This window comes from Fibrobacter sp. UWOV1, from assembly GCF_900142495.1.
In the GTDB taxonomy this organism is placed as follows: Bacteria; Fibrobacterota; Fibrobacteria; order Fibrobacterales; family Fibrobacteraceae; genus Fibrobacter.
Genome location: NZ_FRBA01000007.1, coordinates 1 through 19,049, shown reverse-complemented (window position 1 = coordinate 19,049; position 19,049 = coordinate 1). Strand labels below are relative to the sequence as shown.

Annotated in this window: 15 protein-coding genes; 9 read left to right on the top strand and 6 right to left on the bottom strand. The window is 51.9% G+C overall.

The features are described 5' to 3' along the window. Positions 1-8 precede the first annotated feature (8 nt). Positions 9-1,076, bottom strand: a complete 1,068-nt coding sequence (locus tag BUC02_RS10265; RefSeq protein WP_073322275.1) for a polyamine ABC transporter substrate-binding protein — start codon at positions 1,074-1,076, stop codon at positions 9-11. A 50-nt stretch (positions 1,077-1,126) separates the two neighbouring features. After that, on the bottom strand, positions 1,127-2,428 hold the full coding sequence (locus tag BUC02_RS10260) for a pyridoxal phosphate-dependent aminotransferase (RefSeq protein WP_073322273.1): 1,302 nt from the start codon (positions 2,426-2,428) through the stop codon (positions 1,127-1,129). 434 nt (positions 2,429-2,862) lie between these two features. Between BUC02_RS10260 and BUC02_RS10255 the strand changes: the two genes are divergently transcribed. Then, the gene (locus tag BUC02_RS10255) at positions 2,863-3,288 is read left to right on the top strand and encodes a type I restriction enzyme HsdR N-terminal domain-containing protein (RefSeq protein ID WP_073322271.1); all 426 of its coding nucleotides are present in this window, start codon (positions 2,863-2,865) and stop codon (positions 3,286-3,288) included. 49 nt (positions 3,289-3,337) lie between these two features. On the opposite strand, the gene xseA is transcribed toward BUC02_RS10255, so the two are convergent. After that, the gene (gene xseA, locus BUC02_RS10250; protein WP_073322269.1) at positions 3,338-4,636 is read right to left on the bottom strand and encodes an exodeoxyribonuclease VII large subunit; all 1,299 of its coding nucleotides are present in this window, start codon (positions 4,634-4,636) and stop codon (positions 3,338-3,340) included. A 25-nt stretch (positions 4,637-4,661) separates the two neighbouring features. Here xseA and BUC02_RS10245 point away from each other — a divergent pair, with 25 nt between their 5' ends. Continuing rightward, positions 4,662-4,862, top strand: coding sequence for a type II toxin-antitoxin system Phd/YefM family antitoxin (locus BUC02_RS10245; protein ID WP_073322267.1), 201 nt, complete (start codon positions 4,662-4,664; stop codon positions 4,860-4,862). Here the strand turns inward: BUC02_RS10245 and BUC02_RS10240 are convergent. The 3 genes from BUC02_RS10240 to BUC02_RS10230 form a co-directional block, all read right to left on the bottom strand. Continuing rightward, a complete protein-coding gene (locus BUC02_RS10240) occupies positions 4,859-6,577 on the bottom strand; it encodes a hypothetical protein (protein WP_073322265.1) in 1,719 nt (572 codons plus the stop codon). The genes BUC02_RS10245 and BUC02_RS10240 overlap by 4 nt on opposite strands. A 10-nt stretch (positions 6,578-6,587) precedes the next feature. After that, positions 6,588-9,662 (bottom strand): glycosyl hydrolase family 28-related protein, encoded by a 3,075-nt coding sequence (locus BUC02_RS10235; protein WP_073322263.1) that lies wholly within the window; start codon positions 9,660-9,662, stop codon positions 6,588-6,590. A gap of 134 nt (positions 9,663-9,796) precedes the next feature. Beyond that, on the bottom strand, positions 9,797-10,519 hold the full coding sequence (locus BUC02_RS10230; RefSeq protein WP_073322261.1) for an endonuclease: 723 nt from the start codon (positions 10,517-10,519) through the stop codon (positions 9,797-9,799). 158 nt (positions 10,520-10,677) lie between these two features. On the opposite strand from BUC02_RS10230, the gene BUC02_RS10225 reads away from it, so the two are divergent. The 7 genes from BUC02_RS10225 to BUC02_RS10195 all read left to right on the top strand — a co-directional run bounded on the left by BUC02_RS10225 (position 10,678) and on the right by BUC02_RS10195 (position 19,044). Continuing rightward, positions 10,678-11,973, top strand: a complete 1,296-nt coding sequence (locus BUC02_RS10225) for a bifunctional folylpolyglutamate synthase/dihydrofolate synthase (RefSeq protein WP_073322259.1) — start codon at positions 10,678-10,680, stop codon at positions 11,971-11,973. Positions 11,974-12,243: 270 nt separating this feature from the next. Further along, complete coding sequence (locus BUC02_RS10220; RefSeq protein WP_073322257.1) at positions 12,244-12,846, top strand: ATPase; 603 nt, start codon at positions 12,244-12,246, stop codon at positions 12,844-12,846. Positions 12,847-12,858: 12 nt separating this feature from the next. Then, complete coding sequence (locus tag BUC02_RS10215; RefSeq protein WP_073322255.1) at positions 12,859-13,416, top strand: DUF2764 family protein; 558 nt, start codon at positions 12,859-12,861, stop codon at positions 13,414-13,416. A gap of 17 nt (positions 13,417-13,433) precedes the next feature. Then, the gene (locus BUC02_RS10210; protein ID WP_073322253.1) at positions 13,434-15,191 is read left to right on the top strand and encodes a V-type ATP synthase subunit A; all 1,758 of its coding nucleotides are present in this window, start codon (positions 13,434-13,436) and stop codon (positions 15,189-15,191) included. Beyond that, a complete protein-coding gene (locus BUC02_RS10205) occupies positions 15,184-16,485 on the top strand; it encodes a V-type ATP synthase subunit B (RefSeq protein WP_073322251.1) in 1,302 nt (433 codons plus the stop codon). Before BUC02_RS10210 ends, BUC02_RS10205 begins: the two co-directional genes overlap by 8 nt. A 1-nt stretch (position 16,486) precedes the next feature. Further along, positions 16,487-17,119 carry a V-type ATP synthase subunit D gene (locus BUC02_RS10200; RefSeq protein WP_073054013.1) on the top strand — a complete coding sequence of 211 codons (633 nt, stop codon included), beginning with the start codon at positions 16,487-16,489 and terminating at the stop codon, positions 17,117-17,119. After that, entirely contained in the window at positions 17,116-19,044 is a 1,929-nt protein-coding gene (locus tag BUC02_RS10195; protein WP_073322249.1) for a V-type ATP synthase subunit I, read from the top strand. The genes BUC02_RS10200 and BUC02_RS10195 overlap by 4 nt, the downstream gene beginning before the upstream one ends. The last annotated feature ends 5 nt before the right edge of the window (positions 19,045-19,049 follow it).

Genomic DNA, 19,049 nt, shown 5'->3' with positions numbered 1-19,049 from the left:
TTTAGAACTTATCTTCCCTTGACGTTTTTCCAGGCGTCGTCAAAAAGCTTGACTGCGTCGCCGGGGTAGCGTAAGAAAACCATGCGGTCGATTTCTTCGCGGGTTGGGTTAATTACCCGATTGTTCTTGAACTTTTCGTCAATGAGCTTGAGTGATGCGCTGTTCGGAGAGGCGTAGTTGATTGTGGTTGCCAGCTTCGCCCCGTTCTGCGCATCAAGAATGTAGTTCATGAAGGCATATGCGCCTTCGACATTCTGCGCGCGACTGCTGAGAGTCATTGCGTCTACCCACATGAAACTGCCTTCAACGGGAATGGCGTAGCGTAGTGTCGGGTCTTCAGAAATGGCGGCCATGGCTTCGCCGTTGAATACAATAGCTGCCCAGTACTCGTTTGCAAGAATCTTGTCCTTGGCGCTTACGGATCCTTCAAAACCGGCAAAATTCGGGTCGCGCTTGATTTCGTTGATCCACTCGACGGCCTTGTCGATGTCTTCGGGCCTGAAGCTGTTGGCGTTTATGCCTTTCGCTTGCATTGCAATAGAAAGCATGGAGCGGGATTCATCAAGCAGGCAGAACTTGCCTTTGATCTGCATGGGGTTGAAAAGAGTGTTGTAGCTTACACCGCTTGGATTAAGCGTCGTGTCGCGGTAAAGAATCCCGGTGGTTCCCCATTGGTAAGGAAGCGTGTACATGTTGTTCGGGTCGTAAACAGGATTCTTGAATTGATCCGCAATGTTTACTTTGTTTGGAATTTTGTCCATGTCGATGGGCTTGATCAGTCCCAAGTGGATCATTTGCTGGATCATCACGTCCGATGCAATAATCACGTCGTATTGTTTTTCCATTGCGGCTTGCAACTTGACGATCATTTCATCTTGAGCTTCGTATTCGACCAGCTGTAGCTTGTAACCGCTTTTCATTTGAAAATCGGTAAGCATTTCAGGATCCATGTATTCGCTATAAGTAAGGACGGTGACTGTCACGGGGTACTGTTGCGACTTCTTGTCGCAACCACAAAGAATTCCTGTCGCAAGGAGGACCGTTGCAACAGCGATGTGAAAAAACAATTTTTTCATACCCTCTCCTTCAGTCTTTGACAGTCCTCCTAATCCTCGTTAGGTGTAGACTAGCTATGCAGGTATTCTATGATTGCGTCGTGGATAGTGGTGAACACGCTGCGCAGTTCGTCTTCGTCTTCTTCCAGGAGTGTCACGCGGAATCCCTTCAAATCCGTGCAGAAACTTGTACTTGGCACAACGCAGATACCCTTTGCGCCAAGCAGGTAGTACACAAAGCGATAGTCCAGGTTCGTAGTCTTGCTGCACCATTCTTCCACCTTTTTCTTGATAATCGGATTGTCGATCTTCAAGGTCTGGTGGCTGTTCAGCGTGCCTTCGCGGAAGATGATTGTGTTGTAGAATGCGCCGTAGGTCGGGTTGAAATACAGTTCCGGAATGTCGGAAAGGATTTCGTTGATGATGGCGCTTCTGCGGCCAATCTTTTCGTTCAAGGCGTCGCGGTGTTCCTTGAAGCGCTTGTCGCCAAGCACGCGGGGAATCGTCATCTGCGGGAGCGTGGTCGAGCAGACTTCCACCATCTTCGCGTTATCCAAAGCGCGGCAGAAGGCGTCGAACTGTTCGTCCTTGTCGCGGTTGTAGTATTCGGCCCAGCCGCAGCGAGCGCCCGGCCACGGGTATTCCTTGGAAATGCCCTTGAGTGCGATACCCGGGACATCGCCGATGTATTCGGCGAGCGCGTAAGCGTGGGCGCCATTGTACGTAATCTTGTTGTAAATTTCGTCGCAAATAATGAACAGGTTGTAGCGCTTGGCAATGTCCACGATTTTCTGGAGGATTTCAAGCGGATAGACCATGCCTGTCGGATTATCCGGGTTCAAGATCAGAATGCCCGCGATGCTCGGGTTGTACTTTACCTTGTTTTCGAGCTCTTCCAAATCCGGATACCAGTGGTTTTCCGGCTGCAAACGGTAGGTAATCGGGGCCGTGTGGGCGTGAGCCGCTTCGGCAGAACTATGGGTCGAATAGGCGGGGGCAGGTCCAATAATACGGGTCGTCATCGAAAGTAGACCGTAAATCGTAGCGATTGCGTCGCCGAGGCCATTGAAGAACAGAATGTCGTCTACGCTAATCTGGGCGCCGCCGAGCTTGTTGTTTTCCTTGACCAGGAATTCGCGGGTCTCGAGCATGCCCTTGGAGGGGCAGTAGCCGTAGCTGCGGTTAGTCTTGACGAGGTCCACCACGATGTCCTTGATCCAGTCGGGAATCTGGCACTTCTTTTCAATCGGGTCGCCGATGTTTTCCCAGTGGATGGGGAGGCCGAGTGCCTTGAGCTGGTTTGCCTTCTTCACGATCTCGCGGATTTCGTAAGAGAGTTCCTTGGCACCTTCGCTCAAAAGTCTTCTGCGCATTTTATGCTCCTATGGAGTTGTCGAAAAATCACTTGTTTTACGGCGTAATTATAGAATAATAAAACAATGAAATTTCTTTAAGTTAATGGTTTTAGTTGTGTTTTGGGTACAAATTTGATGTAACGAACGAGCTGTAAAAAAATAGGGCAGTCGTTTACGGGGCTGTCCTTGAAACTTGTTGTCTAGATTTAAGCGTTATGCTTTACAGATTTTGGTTTCTCTGGACAGCCCCATAATAGCTCGGGCTGCTGCCGGGCTTGCTGCCATTGCCGCTACTGCGGTGTTCTGTCCAAAGATTTTATTCATATAATCAAATATAGTTTGAAGATTGGGAAATTGTCAAGTCTATAGGAATTTTTTATTTTACTGAAAAAAAACACATCCCACCTCTCATCACACACTTCACATTCCACACTCCACATTCTTTCCCCAAAGTGAACGACCTCAAGCATCAAACCTTATTCGACCCCATCCGCAAAAAGGACGTGCCCGATACGCCCGAGGAGCGCGTGCGCCAGGCGACAATCCGTTTCTTGATAGACGAGGTTAAGGTCCCTCAGAACTTGATTGCGGTAGAGTTTGCGCTTTCGACGGTGGAGCCCAAGACCGATGACCGAGTGGATTTGTTGGTGCAAGATTTCAAGGTTTCCGGTAATTTAAAGCGCCCGTGGCTCCTTGTAGAATGCAAGGCTCCCGGCGAATACACTTGGCAAGCACTACAAGTGCAGCTGAACAAGTATTTGCAGATTCTGACTCCCAAGTACGTGATGTTGTCGCTTGGCGATGCGGTGCGCTATTTTGCGTTGGATGCCGCAACCAAGCGCTTCCTGAAGATTGATTCGCTTCCTGAATTTGAATAATGTGTAATGAGTAATGTGTGATGAGTAATTATACATTGCACATCTCACATTACTTTACAACTGACTGTACGCTGCCGTCTTTAAACCTTGTGGTCAGCGTATCGCCGGGCTTTAGCTGGCTTTTATTTCGTACAAATTTACCATTTGCATCTAGCGTAAGCGTGTAACCCTTTGCAAGCGTTGTCTCGGGGTCGGCGCTTTTCACGCGGAGTTCGATGAGGTTGAACTTTGATTTTTCAAGGTCCAGAATTTTTCGGGAACCCTGGTGCAGACCTTCGTTGTCGCGGGCGATGCGTTCTTTCTCTCCTCTGAAAATAAACTGCAAGTCTTTTTGCATGTTGCTTCTGTAGAGTGAAAGTTTCAGGGCTTCTTTCTGAATCAGGGCATTTACTTTTTGCTGCAGGCGATTGCCCGTATTCGAAAGTTCTTGTTTATAGTCGTGAAGGGCTTCTTTTGTCTGCCCTGCAATTTCTTGTGCCGTCGAAAGCATTTTTTTCCAGCTGTCCGCTACGCGGTCTATCAAGCGCTTGGCGGTATCGGTCGGTGTAATGCAGGACTGGTAGGCGACTTCATCCAAAAGGCTTCGGTCAATTTCATGACCGATTCCGGTAAATACCGGTAGCGGGTAATTGGCGACGGCGCGGCACAAGGCTTCGCTATCGAAAAAGTTCAAGTCTGTCTTGCTTCCGCCACCGCGGATAATGCACACTACATCCAGTTCCGTATCCTTGGCGAGTTCCTCGAGGGCGGCGAGTACGGTCGGTTCTGTGTCTGAGCCTTGCATTTTTGCGTAAGCAGTTTTCACCTTGAAGTTAAATGGTGATTCTGCAAGCTTAGTCGTAAAGTCCTTGTAGGCGGCTGTTCTTTCGCCGGTAATAAGTCCCACGCGTATTGGTACATCGGCGAGTGTCAAAGCCTTGTTTTTTTCGAGCAAGCCTTCTAGCGCAAGCCTCTTTAAAATCGCACTCTTGGTAAGCGCAAGTTCACCTAGAGTGTAAACGGGGTCAATATCCAGAATCTGCGCCTGCAACTTGCCGTAAGGCACATACAGGTCGGCCTTAATCAAAAAGCTGACTTTGAGCTGTTCTTTAAGTTCAAACGGTTGCGGGTAATTTTCAACTTTGGCGCGAATGGCTGCGAATTTGGCCGCAAAGCAGTACAACGGTACTGTCGCGAGCGGATTTACGTTCCCTTCTTCAAAGTCCGCAATACTCAGGTAAACGATTTTTGATTTTTCATTAATCTGGGTAATCACGCCACGCACCCATACGGCAGGGGTTGATTCCACCTTCTGCTTCAAGGCTTTCATGTATTGAGTGACGGTGTAGGACTTGTTTTCGGTTTCCATGCGCAGAATATACTATTTTTAGGGCATGTCTAAAGTAGTTTCAGCCATGGAAGTCCGCCAGAATTTTGGCTCGATGTTGAATCAGGTTTCGCTCAAGGACGAAGAAATCGTCATTGAACGCGCCGGTAAGCCCCTGGCTCGTCTTGTAAGCGTTGACGCTCCGACGGCAGGGCTCTTGGATTTTCGCGATATCGGTAAACTGCCGAACCAAATCTGGGAAGATTAGTCCGCTTTTGCAATAATCGTGATGGTAAGCGTGTCGCGCATAGAGGGGTCGGCAACGCTTTGGGCAATCAGTTCAGCCTTTTCTCCAATTCCGTCTTCGAGCGCAATCAAGTAATTCGACGAAATTTCCTGCTCCTCATCGCAAGTTTCTGACTTGTAGTTACTGCTATTGTTCAGGTAGTCAAGCGTTTTGCAAGGCACGAACCAGGCAATGTCAGAACCGATAACCTTCCAAGAAGTCTTGGAATGGGCGGTCATCGTAAAGTCAAAGTCTTCGAAGCGCATGGTGTCGCCTACGGCAAGAACCTTTTCTTTCAACGTGGCGTCTTTTTCGGAATCGTAGAACTTCATTTCTTTCAAGAGACCGGGTTGCTGGACCATGGTGTAGAGCTGCAGCACATAGCGCAGGCTGTCAGGAATGCCCTGGTCAAGCGGGTCGGAATTCAAACGAAGATAATGCAGGTAATACGGGCCTTCGGGCATGTCTCCGTTCACAGTGAAGCTCCCGCCGTATGCACTACTGATTGTTGCTTGCGATTTCTTTTTCTTGTCTAGAATTTCAATAGATACGTTCTGGAAGTTTTCGTCGTTGTAGTTCTGGATCCAGTGTTTGACGATTACGGAATCACCCTTCTTGTAGTCGCCAATCCACACGAACTGTTCTTGACGCAAGTTGTATTTGTAAGTTCCGATGTCGTCTTTGGGACGAGTGCGTTCGTAAGCTTCGCCGGGGTACATGATTGAATCCGGATTCGAGAAGTATTCGCCCTGTTCCAGTTCGCGAGCCTTGGTAATGGTTTCGAAGAATGCGTACGGGCCGGTCCAAATGCTTGAGAAAGATTCGGGCTTGATCTTGATGGACCAGTTCACGGAATCGTTCGGTACCAGCATGGTGTCGAGATTCGTTTTCGAAGAACCGAGTTCCTTGTCGCCATCGGTAAGCTTGTAGAGAATGATATTTTCGCCAACGGTGGTGAGGTTTACGCTGTAGCCTTCACTAGCGGAGAATGCGATGGACACTTCCTTGGGGGCGTTGTCAATCAAAAGAATGCCGCGCAAGGTGTCGTTCATCTTCATGGAAATCTTTTCGTCTTCGCCGGTGTACTTGTAGTAAGACGTGTCGACGAGTACTTTGAGTTTCATGCTGGACTCGTCGCTGAATTCGCCTTCGACTTCAAGGAAGTAGTGGCTGTCGTTAAAGGTAACGAAGGTGTTGGAATCCCTGAAGGTGGCAGAAGAGTCTGCGCCAAAGCTAGGAATCAAGGAATTCCTGTAAACGGAGTCCTTGCGTGCAGCCGTCTTAGGGGCAGCCTTGATTGCCTGCAGGTAGTCGCCGTATTCGCTCTTGATGCGAATCTGTTCGCTCTCGATGTTTGATATGCTTGCGAATACCTTGATGCGGCTTCCCTTAGGGAATTCGCCCAGGTACATCGGCAAAGTCGTTGCCATGCTGTCAAGGTAGATTTCGCTTTCGTCCATCTTGGAGGAATCGCCCTTGAACAGTTCCAGGTAAATGCGGAGCGTGTCGCCGAGATTGACTGTATCCTTGTAGTCAATGTCTGCGCGAGTGCTCAGGGAACTGCTCGACTTGAACGAAGGTACCGAGGAACTGGATTCTTCGTCTGAGGCAGAAGAACTGGAGTCGTCGCCGCATGCGGTCAAGGCGACGGTTATGAATAATGCTGCACTAAGGCTTAATAGTTTCTTGAACTGCATTTGGTTTCTCCTAGTTCAGGATATAGAATTGCTGCTCGGCGGTGAATGCTTCACCAATCACGCGAAGAATGTACTTGCCGGTGGGGAAGGCCATAGCCTTAAATTTGAAGTGAGTCTTCTTTTCGCCGGCGAGGTCGCGGGCGGCAACCGTTAGCATTCGCTTGCCGAATTCGTTCACGATTTCGATTTGCACGAATTGCGGGTAGCCGACGGTCAGGTCGAAGTCGCATTCCAAACTGTATATGTCGATGTTTACCTTGGTAAGCGTATAACCGCCGTCCATGGCTTCGCCGCCTACAGAGCGAGAGTTGTCGAAGTAGCCGACATAGAGCGAAGGCGCGAATTCCTTGCCTGCGGCAGCGCTTGCCAAAACAGTTTCGCCCGGTTCTACAGCGGTCAAAATCAGAGTGTAAAGCTGAGAAGGATGCTTGCGCTTAAAGAATTCGGTGAAGGTCGGCGTGCGCAGGAATGCGCCGAGAGGAGCCTTCGGGTTAATGGTGATAATGCCCAAGAAATCTGCGTACTTGGTGTCCACGCCGCCACCCGAGTTCTTACGGATGTTGAACTGGCCGCCCTTTTGCTGCGGGAGGTTTGCCGGAGCGTTTTCCCAGGTGAGTTCGTAGTCAACCCAGTCAACGCCCAACTTCTGGTCGCCAAAGTTCATGTCTTTGCCTGTTTCCTTAAGGCCAAAGATGTTCAGCTGTACGGGTTTCTTGATAGAATCCTTGTTGAATTCCAGCTTGAGTGCTGCATCAAACAACGGACCCGGCAATGCTGACAAGTCGAATCGCAGATAGATCTTTCCAGCGTTTCCGGTCGTCACGTTTGCAACATGCAATTCGTGGTCGGAGTTGTGCGGGCTGAAGTTGTCGAATTCCGAAATCCAGGTGGCGGCACCCTTACCGCTCGGGAATCCGTCGCCGGTGTTGTCGAGCGTGGTGTAGTGCAAGTCGAACACGTAAACCTTACCGGTGTCAGAGCCCGTCTGGTATCCGTCGTCGGCGGAAAAGATGATGTTGTAGCGTCCGCTTGCCGTAAATGAAACGTCGGTCTCGTAAGCCATGCTGTCCGAGAACACGACCTTTCCGGGGCCAAGTCCCTTCGTCCAGCGTACGGGGTCTTCGCAAAGACCGTCGCCACGACCGTCATCGACCACGGAACCCTTCATTCTTAGGAGATTCGGCTGCACAATCACCATTTCGTCGGGAATGAACGCCTGTGGTTTTTCGTTTGCGCCAAGTTTCGGAGCGTAACCCGTAAACAGCGGAATCATTACGCCGCCGTTGGGAGTGTGCTTCAGGTCTTTCCCGTACAGCGACTTGATTTTGGATCCCTTTCTGGATTCTTCGACAATGGTGGGGTAGGCGTTTCCGCGGGTAAGCGTTTCACGGAGGCCCGTCACCGAAAGTCCGGAGTTGTCGTTAATGAACATCGGGCGGTCTTTTGCCTTGTCGCTTGCAACGATTTCGACACCGATGAGTTCGGCATGAGCCTTGTTGAAGTTCTGGAGAATGGTGTTGCCCTTCTTGGCGGTAAGGCCGAGAATCCAAATAGAACCGCCGTTATTGGTAATCTTCGGACCCTTCGTGTCGCCAATCAAGGCGACCTGGCGTCCCCACAGCTTCTGGTAGTTCAGTTGGAGGGTTCCAAGCGTCACGTCTTCGAGGTAAATGTCTCCGCCGCCGACTTCGGCAGTTTCGAGCGAACGCACCATCATGTTTTTCAATAGCAGGTTGCGCTTTGCCTTCAAGATAATTCCGCTACCGAATTCAGAGAAACGTTCAATCGTGAGTTCGTTGAATGCTCCGGCTTCAATAATGAACTTGCCTTTACCGTCAATGCGGCCTTCGATACCGATAATCTGGCGAATGCGGTTGCGAATGTAGATGTCGCGGTTGATCGTCCAGCGGCCTCCCGGCGGGAAGTACAGCGTTTCGGCACCGTCATCAATAGCGTCTTGAATTGCCTTCGAGTCGTCGGATCCCGTGTTCGATTTTCCGCCGTAGTCGCCGGCAATGGTAATCCAGTTGTCGGGCTTCTGTTCCGGGAATGCCGGAGTTTCTGCAACGGCTAGGCGCATCGACTGCTTGGGGCTGTGGCAAAGTTGCTTGGTCTCTTGTGTCGAAAATTCAATGATTTCGCCCTGGATCATTTCCTCGTTGTAGCCTTTCTTCTTGGAATTGATCATGGTCTTGTAGCGCGAAACCTTCATGGATCTAGCAAACAGGTGGCTTTCGTTCAAAATGGCTGTAGTGGGCTTGACTTTTTTATTGCCGTTGTCGAATTCAAGCAGACCGTCAAGCAAACTCATGATGGCAAAATCGCCGTGATTGTAAACAGCAGGAACGCTACCCTTGAATCTCAGGGCGCGAACAGCAAGGTTCATGTTGTCGTTTTCAAGGCCGTATTTTCTCTGGCCGCCCATGGTTACATGTTCGAGCGTTGCCGTTCCCGTTTCGCCCTTGGCGTAAATGCCGATGTTAAAGCCGTTGATTTCGACATTCTTGATTAAAAGCGGACCAATACCTTCGGTAAAGCCGAGGTCAATGCCGTACACACCCAGGGAGTCGCCGGAATGGATCTTGACATTGTGGATTGTACCTTGGTTCGATGCGTTAAATTGGATGCCGATTGCGCCCGGGTTTCCTTTACCGGTACGGATAGTCATGTCGCGGACGGCATTTCTGTACTTGGGGCCGGGGCCTTCGCCTGTGAAAATGACTGCTTTGGGAAATTCAGGGTTGTCGAAACCGTAGGTGTTGTCTGCAAGTTGCAGAATAGTCCCGCCAATGCTTTGACCTTGCAAAATAGTACGTCGGCTCGAGGATTCCGGTTTTTTGGTAACAGGCCAAGTCAATCCATCGGTAATCTTGTAGATGCCGTGGGGTAAATAAATAATATAGTCGCCATCGGGATGGTCGTTCAACGCCCTCTGAATAGCTTCGGTGTCATCGGTTTTGCCGTCACCCTTAGCGTAGTATGGGTCTTTTGTGACATTAATAATCTTGGACGCCATGGGGAATTCCACCTGGGCGCACACAGAAACTGCAAAAAAGACAATAAAAAAGAATAGGGTCCTGTACATACTAACCTCATGTATAAATATAATTACAATTTCCGAAATCGGAATTCGGAAATGAGAAAAATTTGCTATGAATAAACTCGAAAATGTCTATTATGAGATCAAAAACTCCGAAATCATAACTCTGAAATCAGAATTTACTTGCATTTTTCGTACACAAAGGGGTTGTGGTCGCCCTGCACCTTGAAAATACGGCGGTCCCGTTCGCATTCTTTGTCTGTAACGGGGTACATCTTGTCCCAGGCTTCAAATAGTTTCCGGTCTTGTTTAGACAAATTAACGCCATAGGTCTTTTCCATGTAAAGGCTTGCTCGGGCTATGATTCCGCGGGCTTCTTCGCGTGGCTGAGCTTTTTTTAGTTTGAAATCTACAATCGTCTTGCAGCCGCCATACATGGGCTCGGGGTCGTTTGTCCACTGGCTGTACATAAAGTTGTTGCGGTCCCCGTTGACTTCGCCAATGGCGGGGTACAGGTTGTGCATGTCGCCTTCCATAATCTTGAAGGTCGTGTCGTTGGCGCTACAGTTCTTGCGGCCTCCGTCGCGCCAGCAGGGGAGGTGCTGGCCCATGTTGTGGGCGGTGACCATATGTTCCCACTCAATACGCTCGGCGCGTTTAAAACTTTTGCGTTTTGGATTCTCGCGCGGCTTGAAGTTACAACTTGAAAAGTCGACGTTCTTCTTGTCGTCGTATCGGCATCCGCAGTAGAGCGTTTCTTGCAGTTCGCCGTAGTACACGCGCCTTAGCTGCTTGCTCGCGTCGCGGTAGTTGTAATGCTGCGGGGCGGCTGTAGGGTCTACGCGCGACCATGCGATAGCGATAAAAACTGCCAGAAGCAGTATTATTCCAAAACTTTTCATATAAAAACCGTGTAGTAACGAAAAGAAATATAGATAACTATTCTAATGTGTAATGTGAGGTGTGAAATGAATTGTAGACAGTAGGAAGTTGACCGTTGGCAGTGGTTTTGCCATTACACATTACACATTACACATTACACATTTTTTAAATTTGGCACATGCAATCACCTGGTATGGATTATTTGAATTCTCGGCTCATGTTCGGTATGGTTCCGGGGCTTGAATCGACTCGAAAACTTTGCAACGCTCTCGGAAATCCTGAACGCTCTTTCAAGACCATCCATATCGTCGGTACTAACGGCAAGGGCTCTACTAGCTACTACCTCGCAGGCATCTTGCAGGCCCATGGCTTTAAAACGGGGCTTTTTACGAGCCCGCATCTGGTAAGCCTTCGCGAGCGCATTCGTGTAAACGACATTCCCATTAGCGGTGCGGATTTGGACCGCTTGCTTCTCCAGGTGAAGGCTGCCGCCGAGCAGCTACAGGTGGAGCCGACCTTCTTTGAAGTCTTGACGCTCGTCTCGTTCCTTTATTATGCCGAACAAGGTGTCGATGTGGTTTCGATGGAAGCGGGCATGGGTGGCCGCTTGGACAGCACGGCGGTTGCATGCGGCAACATCGTGGTGCTCACGAGTATCGGACTTGAACACACCGAAGTTCTGGGCCCCACCGAAAGCGCCATTCTTAAAGAAAAGATGGCTGTTGTCGAAGCGGACCATCGCCGCAATAAGACTTTTGTCGTTGGAGGCCTTTCCGAAGAATTGTTGGCCGAAGCCCGTGCTTATGCAGGCGAACTTGGTGCAGAATGTATTGTTCCTGCGATTCGGACCGACATCAAACTCCCGAATTTGGGCCGCCATTACATAGAAAACGCAAGCCTTTCTTTGGCTGCCGCCGAAAGCTTTGTTCACAGTGCGGGTCGCGTTTTTGACGATTCTCTCGCCTTAAAAACGCTTGAAACCCGTTCCTGGGCTGGCCGCATGCAGCAGTTGACCGATAAAAATGGGGTGGTTCGCTACATTCTGGATGGAGCTCACAATTCCCACGCGGTGCGTCGCTTGGTCGAAACCTTGGCGGAATATTACCCCGGTACCAAGTTCCACTGCGTTTTCGGAGCCCTTAAAGATAAAGATGTGGGCGAAATGCTCAAGTTGATGGCTCCATTTGTAAGTCACTGGCATATAACCAAGACTCCTTACCCGCGTTTCCGCGAACTGGACGATTTGCGCTCGGAACTCTCGAATTTGGGCTTGAAAGTTGCTAGCGAAGGCGTACTCAGCCGAAAATTTTTGGACCAAGTTGCCGAGATTGCCTCTGCAGATAACGAAAATATTCCTGTTTTAGTGACCGGCAGCCTCTATATGATTGGTGAAACGGTGCAATTTCTCAAGGACGATTTTGATGGTTTGGCTTTTTTCCGTGGCCTTGATCCCTCGACAAACGAACACCGCTAATTTTGCGTAGAAAACAAATTCTGTAAACAGTTTTGGCTCCAAAGCAAATCCTGTAAATCCAAAAAATTTTCTTGTAAACTTTAGTTTTCGTAAATTTTGCGTTTTTATCGCCAAAAACGTGGTTTTTATCCATTATTTCAAAAAATTTGCCGTTTTTTTCGACTTTTTGTCAAAATTACTTGTATATTACTATCGAAATTTTTCCGAAAAGGGCTATTCGGGCGTTTTTTGCCTGTTGGTTTCGTCGGATTAGTATTGGAGATGATATATATGGCAGAAGACTTGCAATACCTTATGGAACGCATCCAGAAAGATGCTGTCGATAAAGCAGAAACCGAGGCTGCGGCAATTATCGCCCGCGCCAAGGACAAAGCGGCAGAAATCGTGAAGGCTGCCGAGGCCGAAGCGTCCGCCCGTCTGGAAAAGGCCGACAAGGACGCCGAAGCGTTCACGGAACGTAGCGAACGCACCCTTGAACAGTCCGCCCGCGACCTTTTGCTTTCGGTAGGCAAGAATCTCGAAAAGATGATTATGGACCTGTTGAACCTCGAGGTGGAGAAGTCCCTGGACGAATCCACCGTCAAGAGCATGCTCCTCACGGTAGCCAAGTCCTATACCTCCGACATCGAGGTGGATTTCTCCGATGCCGACGCCCGTAAGCTCAGCTCCTTTGTGATGGGCGAGTTCAAGAAGCAGCTTTCCGCCGGCGTGAAGGTCGAAAGCGACAAGGGTGTCAAGTTCGGCTTCCGCATCAAGCTCGATGGCGGCAAGGTCACCCACGAATTTACAGAAGCTGCAATGGCCGACGCTCTTTCGGCCCTGCTCCGTCCGCAACTTGCCAGAGTGGTAAACGCTGCCGCACAGGCGAAGTAACGCGGGTACTTGATGAGCAGTCCTTCTTACTTGATGGCATCTCTTCCGATGATTGAGTTTGGCGATCCAGCCCCGCTCAGTATGGAAGATTTTCGCCACCGCTGCATCGGCGTGCTGTCCGAGTCGGAAATTGCGGCTCTGGACGCGCTTTTGGATGACGGTGAATGCGAAGAGTGCGACGACGAGTTCGTGCGCGCTTACAAGGCCCACGAAATCCAGATGAAGAACGTTTCGGGCAGGCTCCGTGCAAGCGCATGGGGGCCCGATATCCGTTTTACGGAAAAGTCCTTCCCGGGTTACGATGTCGCCTTTGCCAAGATGATTCAAGATGCGTTTGCCAAGTCGAATCCTATGGAAAAAGAGCAGGATATCGACAAGGCCCGTTTCTGGCTTGTGGACTCGCTTGCAGGTGTAGGCGAGGGTACCGTCAAGCATGTTTACGCTTATGCAATAAAACTGAAGATTTGTGAACGTTGGGCGCGCCTCTCCGAACAAGCGGGCGACGCTGCCGTGTTGAATGTTATTAATGCAAACGATCCTGCATACGCCCCTGCGGCGGCACAGGAATGACCGGAGGTCCATTTTCAATGGCTAGTATCGGAAAAATCATCGGCGTCAACGGTAACCTGATTCGCGTCAAGTTCGAAAGCGCCGTGTCCCAGAACGAAGTGGCGTATGCCAAGCTTACTCAGAAAAACAAGGACGGAAAGTCCGAAGTCATCCCCCTCAAGAGCGAAGTCATCCGTATCCGCGGCGACTACGCCGAACTCCAGGTGTTCGAAGACACCACGGGGCTCAAGACGGGTGACGAGGTGGAATTTACCGGCGAACTCTTGTCCGTAGAACTTGGCCCCGGCCTTTTGACCCAGGTGTTTGACGGTCTGCAGAACCCGCTCCCGAAGCTTGCCGAAGAATGCGGCTTCTTCCTGCAGCGCGGTAAGTACTTGAAGGCGCTCCCGCGCGACAAGAAGTGGGCGTTTACCCCGGTCGCGAAGGTGGGCGATGTGGTGGTCGCGGGCGATACGCTCGGCACCGTGCCCGAAGGCGTGTTCACGCACCGCATCATGGTGCCGTTCCGCCTGCTCGGCAAGTGGACTGTGGAATCGGTCTCTGCCGCGGGCGAATTCACTGTAGAAACTGTTGTTGCTAAGCTCAAGAACGACAAGGGCGAAACCCAGGACGTGACGATGGTGCAGACCTGGCCGGTGAAGATGCCGATCAAGGCCTACGAAGAACGCCTGCGCCCCTCCAAGCCCCTCACCATGCAGCAGCGCATTATCGATACGTTCTTCCCCGTGATGCAGGGCGGTACGTTCTGTACGCCGGGCCCCTTCGGTGCCGGTAAGACCGTGCTCCAGCAGCTCATGAGCCGCTACGCCGACGTGGATATCGTGATCTTGGCCGCTTGTGGTGAACGTGCTGGTGAAGTGGTGGAAACCCTCCGCGAATTCCCTGAACTGATTGACCCGCGTACCGGCAAGTCCCTCATGGAACGTACGCTGATTATTTGTAACACGTCTTCGATGCCGGTGGCAGCCCGTGAAGCTTCCGTCTATACGGGCGTGACTCTCGCCGAATACTACCGCCAGATGGGCCTGAACGTGCTCCTCTTGGCTGACTCGACTTCCCGTTGGGCACAGGCCTTGCGTGAAATGAGCGGCCGCTTGGAAGAAATTCCGGGCGAAGAAGCCTTCCCGGCCTACCTCGAATCCGTGATTGCCGCCTTCTATGAACGCGGTGGCGTGGTTCGCCTCAAGGACGGCTCTACCGGTTCCGTGACGATTTGCGGTTCCGTGTCGCCTGCAGGTGGTAACTTCGAAGAACCGGTGACCCAGGCTACCTTGAAGGTGGTGGGCGCATTCCTCGGCCTTAGCCGTGAACGTTCCGACCAGCGCCGCTTCCCGGCAATCCATCCGCTGGATTCCTGGTCCAAGTACGAAGGCATTATCGACAGCAAGAAGGTTGCCGAAGCCCGTCACATCCTCGCAAGCGGCGTGGACGTGAACAACATGATGAAGGTGGTGGGCGAAGAAGGTACCTCTATCGACGACTTCGTGATTTACCTGAAGTCCGAATATTTGGACTCCGTTTACCTGCAGCAGGACGCCTATAACGAAATCGATGCTGCCTGCTCTGCCGAACGTCAGAAGTACGTGTTCGACAAGGTTTACACCATCCTCAAGACCCCGATGAAGTTCAGCGAGAAGGACGTCGCCCGTACGTTCTTCCTCAAGCTCACTCAATCGACGAAGGACTGGAACCGCGTCAAGTTCGATTCCCAGGAATTCAAGGACCTTGAACAAAGTATTTTCGCTTCCGTGAAGGAGGTTTCCGCTAATGCATAATGTGGCATACCATCGTATTGAACGCATCGCCGGTTCCGTGATTACGCTCCGCGCCGAAGGTGTAGCAAACCAGGAACTTGCCCAGGTGACAAGCTCGTTCGGAACATCCCTTGCCCGCGTGATCCGTATTGACGGCGACATGGTGGACTTGCAGGTGTTCGCAGGTGCCCGCGGTATTTCCACCGACTCCGAAGTGCGCTTCTTGGGCGAACCGATGAAGGTCCCGTACAGCGAAGCCTTGCTTGGCCGCGTGTTTAACGGTGCCGGCAAACCCCGCGACAACGGCCCCGAAGTGGACGGCGAACGCATTACTATCGGCGGCCCTTCCGTGAACCCCGCAAAGCGTATCATCCCGAAGACGATGGTGCGTACGGGTATCCCGATGATCGACGTGTTCAACACGCTCGTGGTTTCGCAGAAGCTCCCGATTTTCTCTATCGCCGGTGAACCGTACAACGAACTCCTTGCCCGTATTGCATTGCAGGCCGAAGTGGACGTGATTGTCCTTGGCGGCATGGGCCTGAAGCACGATGACTACCTGTACCTGAAGGACTTCCTCGAAAAGAACGGTGCCTTGAGTCGTACGGTGATGTTCATGCACACCGCCTCTGACCCGATCGTGGAATGCTTGCTCGTGCCGGATGCATCCCTTGCCGTGGCTGAAAAGTTCGCCACCGAAGGCAAGAACGTGCTCGTGCTCCTCACCGACATGACGAACTTTGCCGACGCCATGAAGGAAATCGCCATTACCATGGAACAGATTCCGTCGAACCGTGGTTATCCTGGCGACCTTTACTCTCAGCTTGCTAGCCGTTACGAAAAGGCTGTGGACTTCGAAGGTTCGGGCTCCATCACTATCCTTGCTGTTACGACCATGCCTGGTGACGACGTGACCCACCCGGTTCCGGATAACACCGGTTACATTACCGAAGGTCAGTTCTACCTGCGTAAGGGCCGTATCGAACCGTTCGGTTCTCTGTCTCGTTTGAAACAGCAGGTGAACGGCAAGACCCGTAGCGACCACCGTACCATCATGAACACCATGATCCAGCTGTACGCAAGCTACAAGGAAACTTTGGAAAAGCAGTCCATGGGCTTCAACATGAGTAACTGGGACCAGAAACTGTTGAAGTATGGCCAGCGCTTCGAAAAGGAAATGATGGACCTGTCCGTCAACATTCCGCTCGAAAAGGCTTTGGACCTTGGCTGGGAAATCCTTGCTGACTGTTTCGCACCCGAAGAAACCGGTATTCCGACCAAGATGATCAACGAATATTGGCCCAAGAAGGGGTAATATGGCGAAGGTCAAGTTAACTAAAAACGCCCTCAAGGCGGAACGCGACGCATTGAAGCGCTTCCAGCGCTATCTGCCCACGTTGCTCTTGAAAAAGCAGCAGCTGCAGATGGAAATGCGCACGCTCCAGGAGAGGGTGATGGCTAAGCGAGAAGAGGAGGACAAGCTCCGTAAGAGCATGGCTTCCTGGATTTCGCTGTTTGCCGAACCCATCGAATGGTCAAAGTACCTGTCGGTGAAGGAAGTGCGCCAGGGCGAAGGTAACATCGCCGGCGTGAAGATTCCGACATACGACGGGGTAGACTTTAATATTTCGATTCCGGATTTCTTCACCACGCCTGTGTGGCTGGACGACGGTATCAGAAGCCTTCAGGGCCTGATTTCGCTGCGTCTGGAACGCCGCGTGCTCGAAAAGCAGTACGAACTCCTCTCGAAGGAACTGCGTACCACGAGCCAGCGCGTGAACCTGTTCGAAAAGGTGAAGATTCCCGAAGCGAAGGAAAATATCCGCGTCATCAACATCTTCCTGGGAGACCAGCAGACCAGTGGCGTTGCCCGCAGCAAGCTTGCGAAGGGTAAGGCTACCGCCCGTACCGCTGCCCAGGATGCACTCGCGAAGGAGGCCGCCGCATGATTACTCCTATGAAGAAAGTGACGGTGCTGACGGTTGCAGGTGCGGTTGAAGAAACGCTCCAGGCGCTCCGTACGCTTGAAATTTTGCACCTCACGCCATTGCAGGCGGCTGCAGGCGCCAAACTGAACAAGGCCCGCGGCGAAGTAAACCGCGTGCAGAAGGCCTTGGAAGTGGTGCCCGAAAAAGCCCCGAAGGGTGTGACTCCCGTGAAGGATGCCGCTCCTGCCGCAAGCCTTATCGATGAAATCCAGCAACTGGTTGCCGAAAGCAAGCAGGCGGAAATCGACAAGGAACAGGCCGAAGAGGAACTCACCAAACTTTCCATGTTCAAGAACCTGGACCCCGCAACGGCAGCTGCCTTGCAGGCGAAGGGTATCTATGTCAAACTGTACCAGCTCCATGACGGTAAAGTCCCGTTCGAACTCGATGGCGAAGGTTCTATCGAGGAATTCGGCCAGGATGAAAACGGCAAGTATGTGGCCGTGGTGAGCAGGGGAGATGCCCCTGTCGCCGTGAAGGGTAACTTCACCGAACTCTCGATGCCGCAGAAGTCGCTTGCCGAATACCGCGAAATGGAAGCGAAAGCCAAGGAAACGCTTGCCCGCGTCGAGCGTCGCCTGGGTGAACTTTCGGGTGTCCGCGAATCTATCGAAGACAAACTCCTCGAAGTGGGTGACGACTACCGCATGGTCGAAGCCGAAGCCTCGATGGTGGGCGACAAGAATGTCGCCGCCGTGCAGGGCTTCTGCCCTGCACCTCGCGTAGGCGAACTCGAAAAGGCCGCCCGCGAGCACGGCTGGGGCCTCCTGGTGGACGACCCAGCCGACGGCGACGATATCCCGACGCTGTTGACCTATAGCAAGCTCAGCCGTCCCATGCAGTTCCTGTACGACATCATCGGCATTTCGCCGGGGTACAAGGAAGTGGACGTGTCGGCCGTGTTCCTTTGCTTCTTCAGCATCTTCTTTGCGATGATTGTGGGGGATACCGCTTACGGGTTGCTCTTCCTCGGTTTGGCGCTCTTTGCCCGCAAAAAGATGCCGAAGGCGAACCCTGCTGGTTTCCACTTTATCTACCTCATGAGCATCGCCACCATCGTGTGGGGTGTCATCAACGCAAGCTTCCTCGGGCTCAGCCCCTCGCTTGCGGGGTGGACGTATTACCTGGACATCACCAACTACGGCTGGTTGCCTGAACCGCTGAAGAACGCGATGCTCTGGATCCGCACAAGCGCCCCGACTGACCCTGCGAAGTTCGAAGCCTACAAGGCCTTCGCCCAGTCAATCACTATCTTGCCCGAAAGCTTCGTGCCGAAGACGGCGGGTGCCTCCCAGATGCAGCATATCCAGCTGTTCTGCTTCTGCATCGCCGTGGTCCACCTGAGTATCGCTCACGTGTGGAACGTCTGCGTGCGCATCAAGCGCAAGGACTCCACGTTCATGGCGCAGGTGGGCTGGCTCATCGGCTGCTGGGTGATGTTCTTCCTGGCCTGCCAGATGGTGCTCGGTATCGATATGCCGAAGTTCGTCATCCCGATGTTCATCGTGGAAGCCGTACTCCTGGTGCTCTTTACCGTGCCGCCCAAGAGGCTCAAGCAGGACTTCATCAGCATCCCGATGCTCGTGCTCGACGTGGTGAACAGCTTTACTGACGTGATCAGTTACATTCGTCTGTTTGCTGTGGGCATGTCCGGTGCGGCTATCGCCGAGGCGTTTAACGACATGCTCTCGCCGCTGTTCGGCTCCGCTGTCGGTATCGCCGGTGCAGCCTTCCTGCTGCTCTTCGTGCATGGCCTGAACATCGCGCTTGCGGTCATGGGCGTCGCCGTCCACGCCGTACGTCTGAATACACTCGAATTTTCAAATGGACTTGGCCAGGAATGGAGCGGATTTGCGTTCGCGCCCTTCGCCAAGCAGAAAAATTAAACCAA

What these genes read in the sequence shown, in the direction of transcription:
- BUC02_RS10210 (WP_073322253.1), top strand. Translation starts at nt 13,434, where the DNA reads ATGGCTAGTATCGGAAAAATCATCGGCGTCAACGGTAACCTGATTCGC.
- BUC02_RS10260 (WP_073322273.1), bottom strand. Translation starts at nt 2,428, where the DNA reads ATGCGCAGAAGACTTTTGAGCGAAGGTGCCAAGGAACTCTCTTACGAA.
- xseA (WP_073322269.1), bottom strand. Translation starts at nt 4,636, where the DNA reads ATGGAAACCGAAAACAAGTCCTACACCGTCACTCAATACATGAAAGCC.
- BUC02_RS10205 (WP_073322251.1), top strand. Translation starts at nt 15,184, where the DNA reads ATGCATAATGTGGCATACCATCGTATTGAACGCATCGCCGGTTCCGTG.
- BUC02_RS10230 (WP_073322261.1), bottom strand. Translation starts at nt 10,519, where the DNA reads ATGAAAAGTTTTGGAATAATACTGCTTCTGGCAGTTTTTATCGCTATC.
- BUC02_RS10220 (WP_073322257.1), top strand. Translation starts at nt 12,244, where the DNA reads ATGGCAGAAGACTTGCAATACCTTATGGAACGCATCCAGAAAGATGCT.
- BUC02_RS10200 (WP_073054013.1), top strand. Translation starts at nt 16,487, where the DNA reads ATGGCGAAGGTCAAGTTAACTAAAAACGCCCTCAAGGCGGAACGCGAC.
- BUC02_RS10240 (WP_073322265.1), bottom strand. Translation starts at nt 6,577, where the DNA reads ATGCAGTTCAAGAAACTATTAAGCCTTAGTGCAGCATTATTCATAACC.
- BUC02_RS10245 (WP_073322267.1), top strand. Translation starts at nt 4,662, where the DNA reads ATGTCTAAAGTAGTTTCAGCCATGGAAGTCCGCCAGAATTTTGGCTCG.
- BUC02_RS10235 (WP_073322263.1), bottom strand. Translation starts at nt 9,662, where the DNA reads ATGTACAGGACCCTATTCTTTTTTATTGTCTTTTTTGCAGTTTCTGTG.
- BUC02_RS10215 (WP_073322255.1), top strand. Translation starts at nt 12,859, where the DNA reads ATGAGCAGTCCTTCTTACTTGATGGCATCTCTTCCGATGATTGAGTTT.
- BUC02_RS10195 (WP_073322249.1), top strand. Translation starts at nt 17,116, where the DNA reads ATGATTACTCCTATGAAGAAAGTGACGGTGCTGACGGTTGCAGGTGCG.
- BUC02_RS10265 (WP_073322275.1), bottom strand. Translation starts at nt 1,076, where the DNA reads ATGAAAAAATTGTTTTTTCACATCGCTGTTGCAACGGTCCTCCTTGCG.
- BUC02_RS10225 (WP_073322259.1), top strand. Translation starts at nt 10,678, where the DNA reads ATGCAATCACCTGGTATGGATTATTTGAATTCTCGGCTCATGTTCGGT.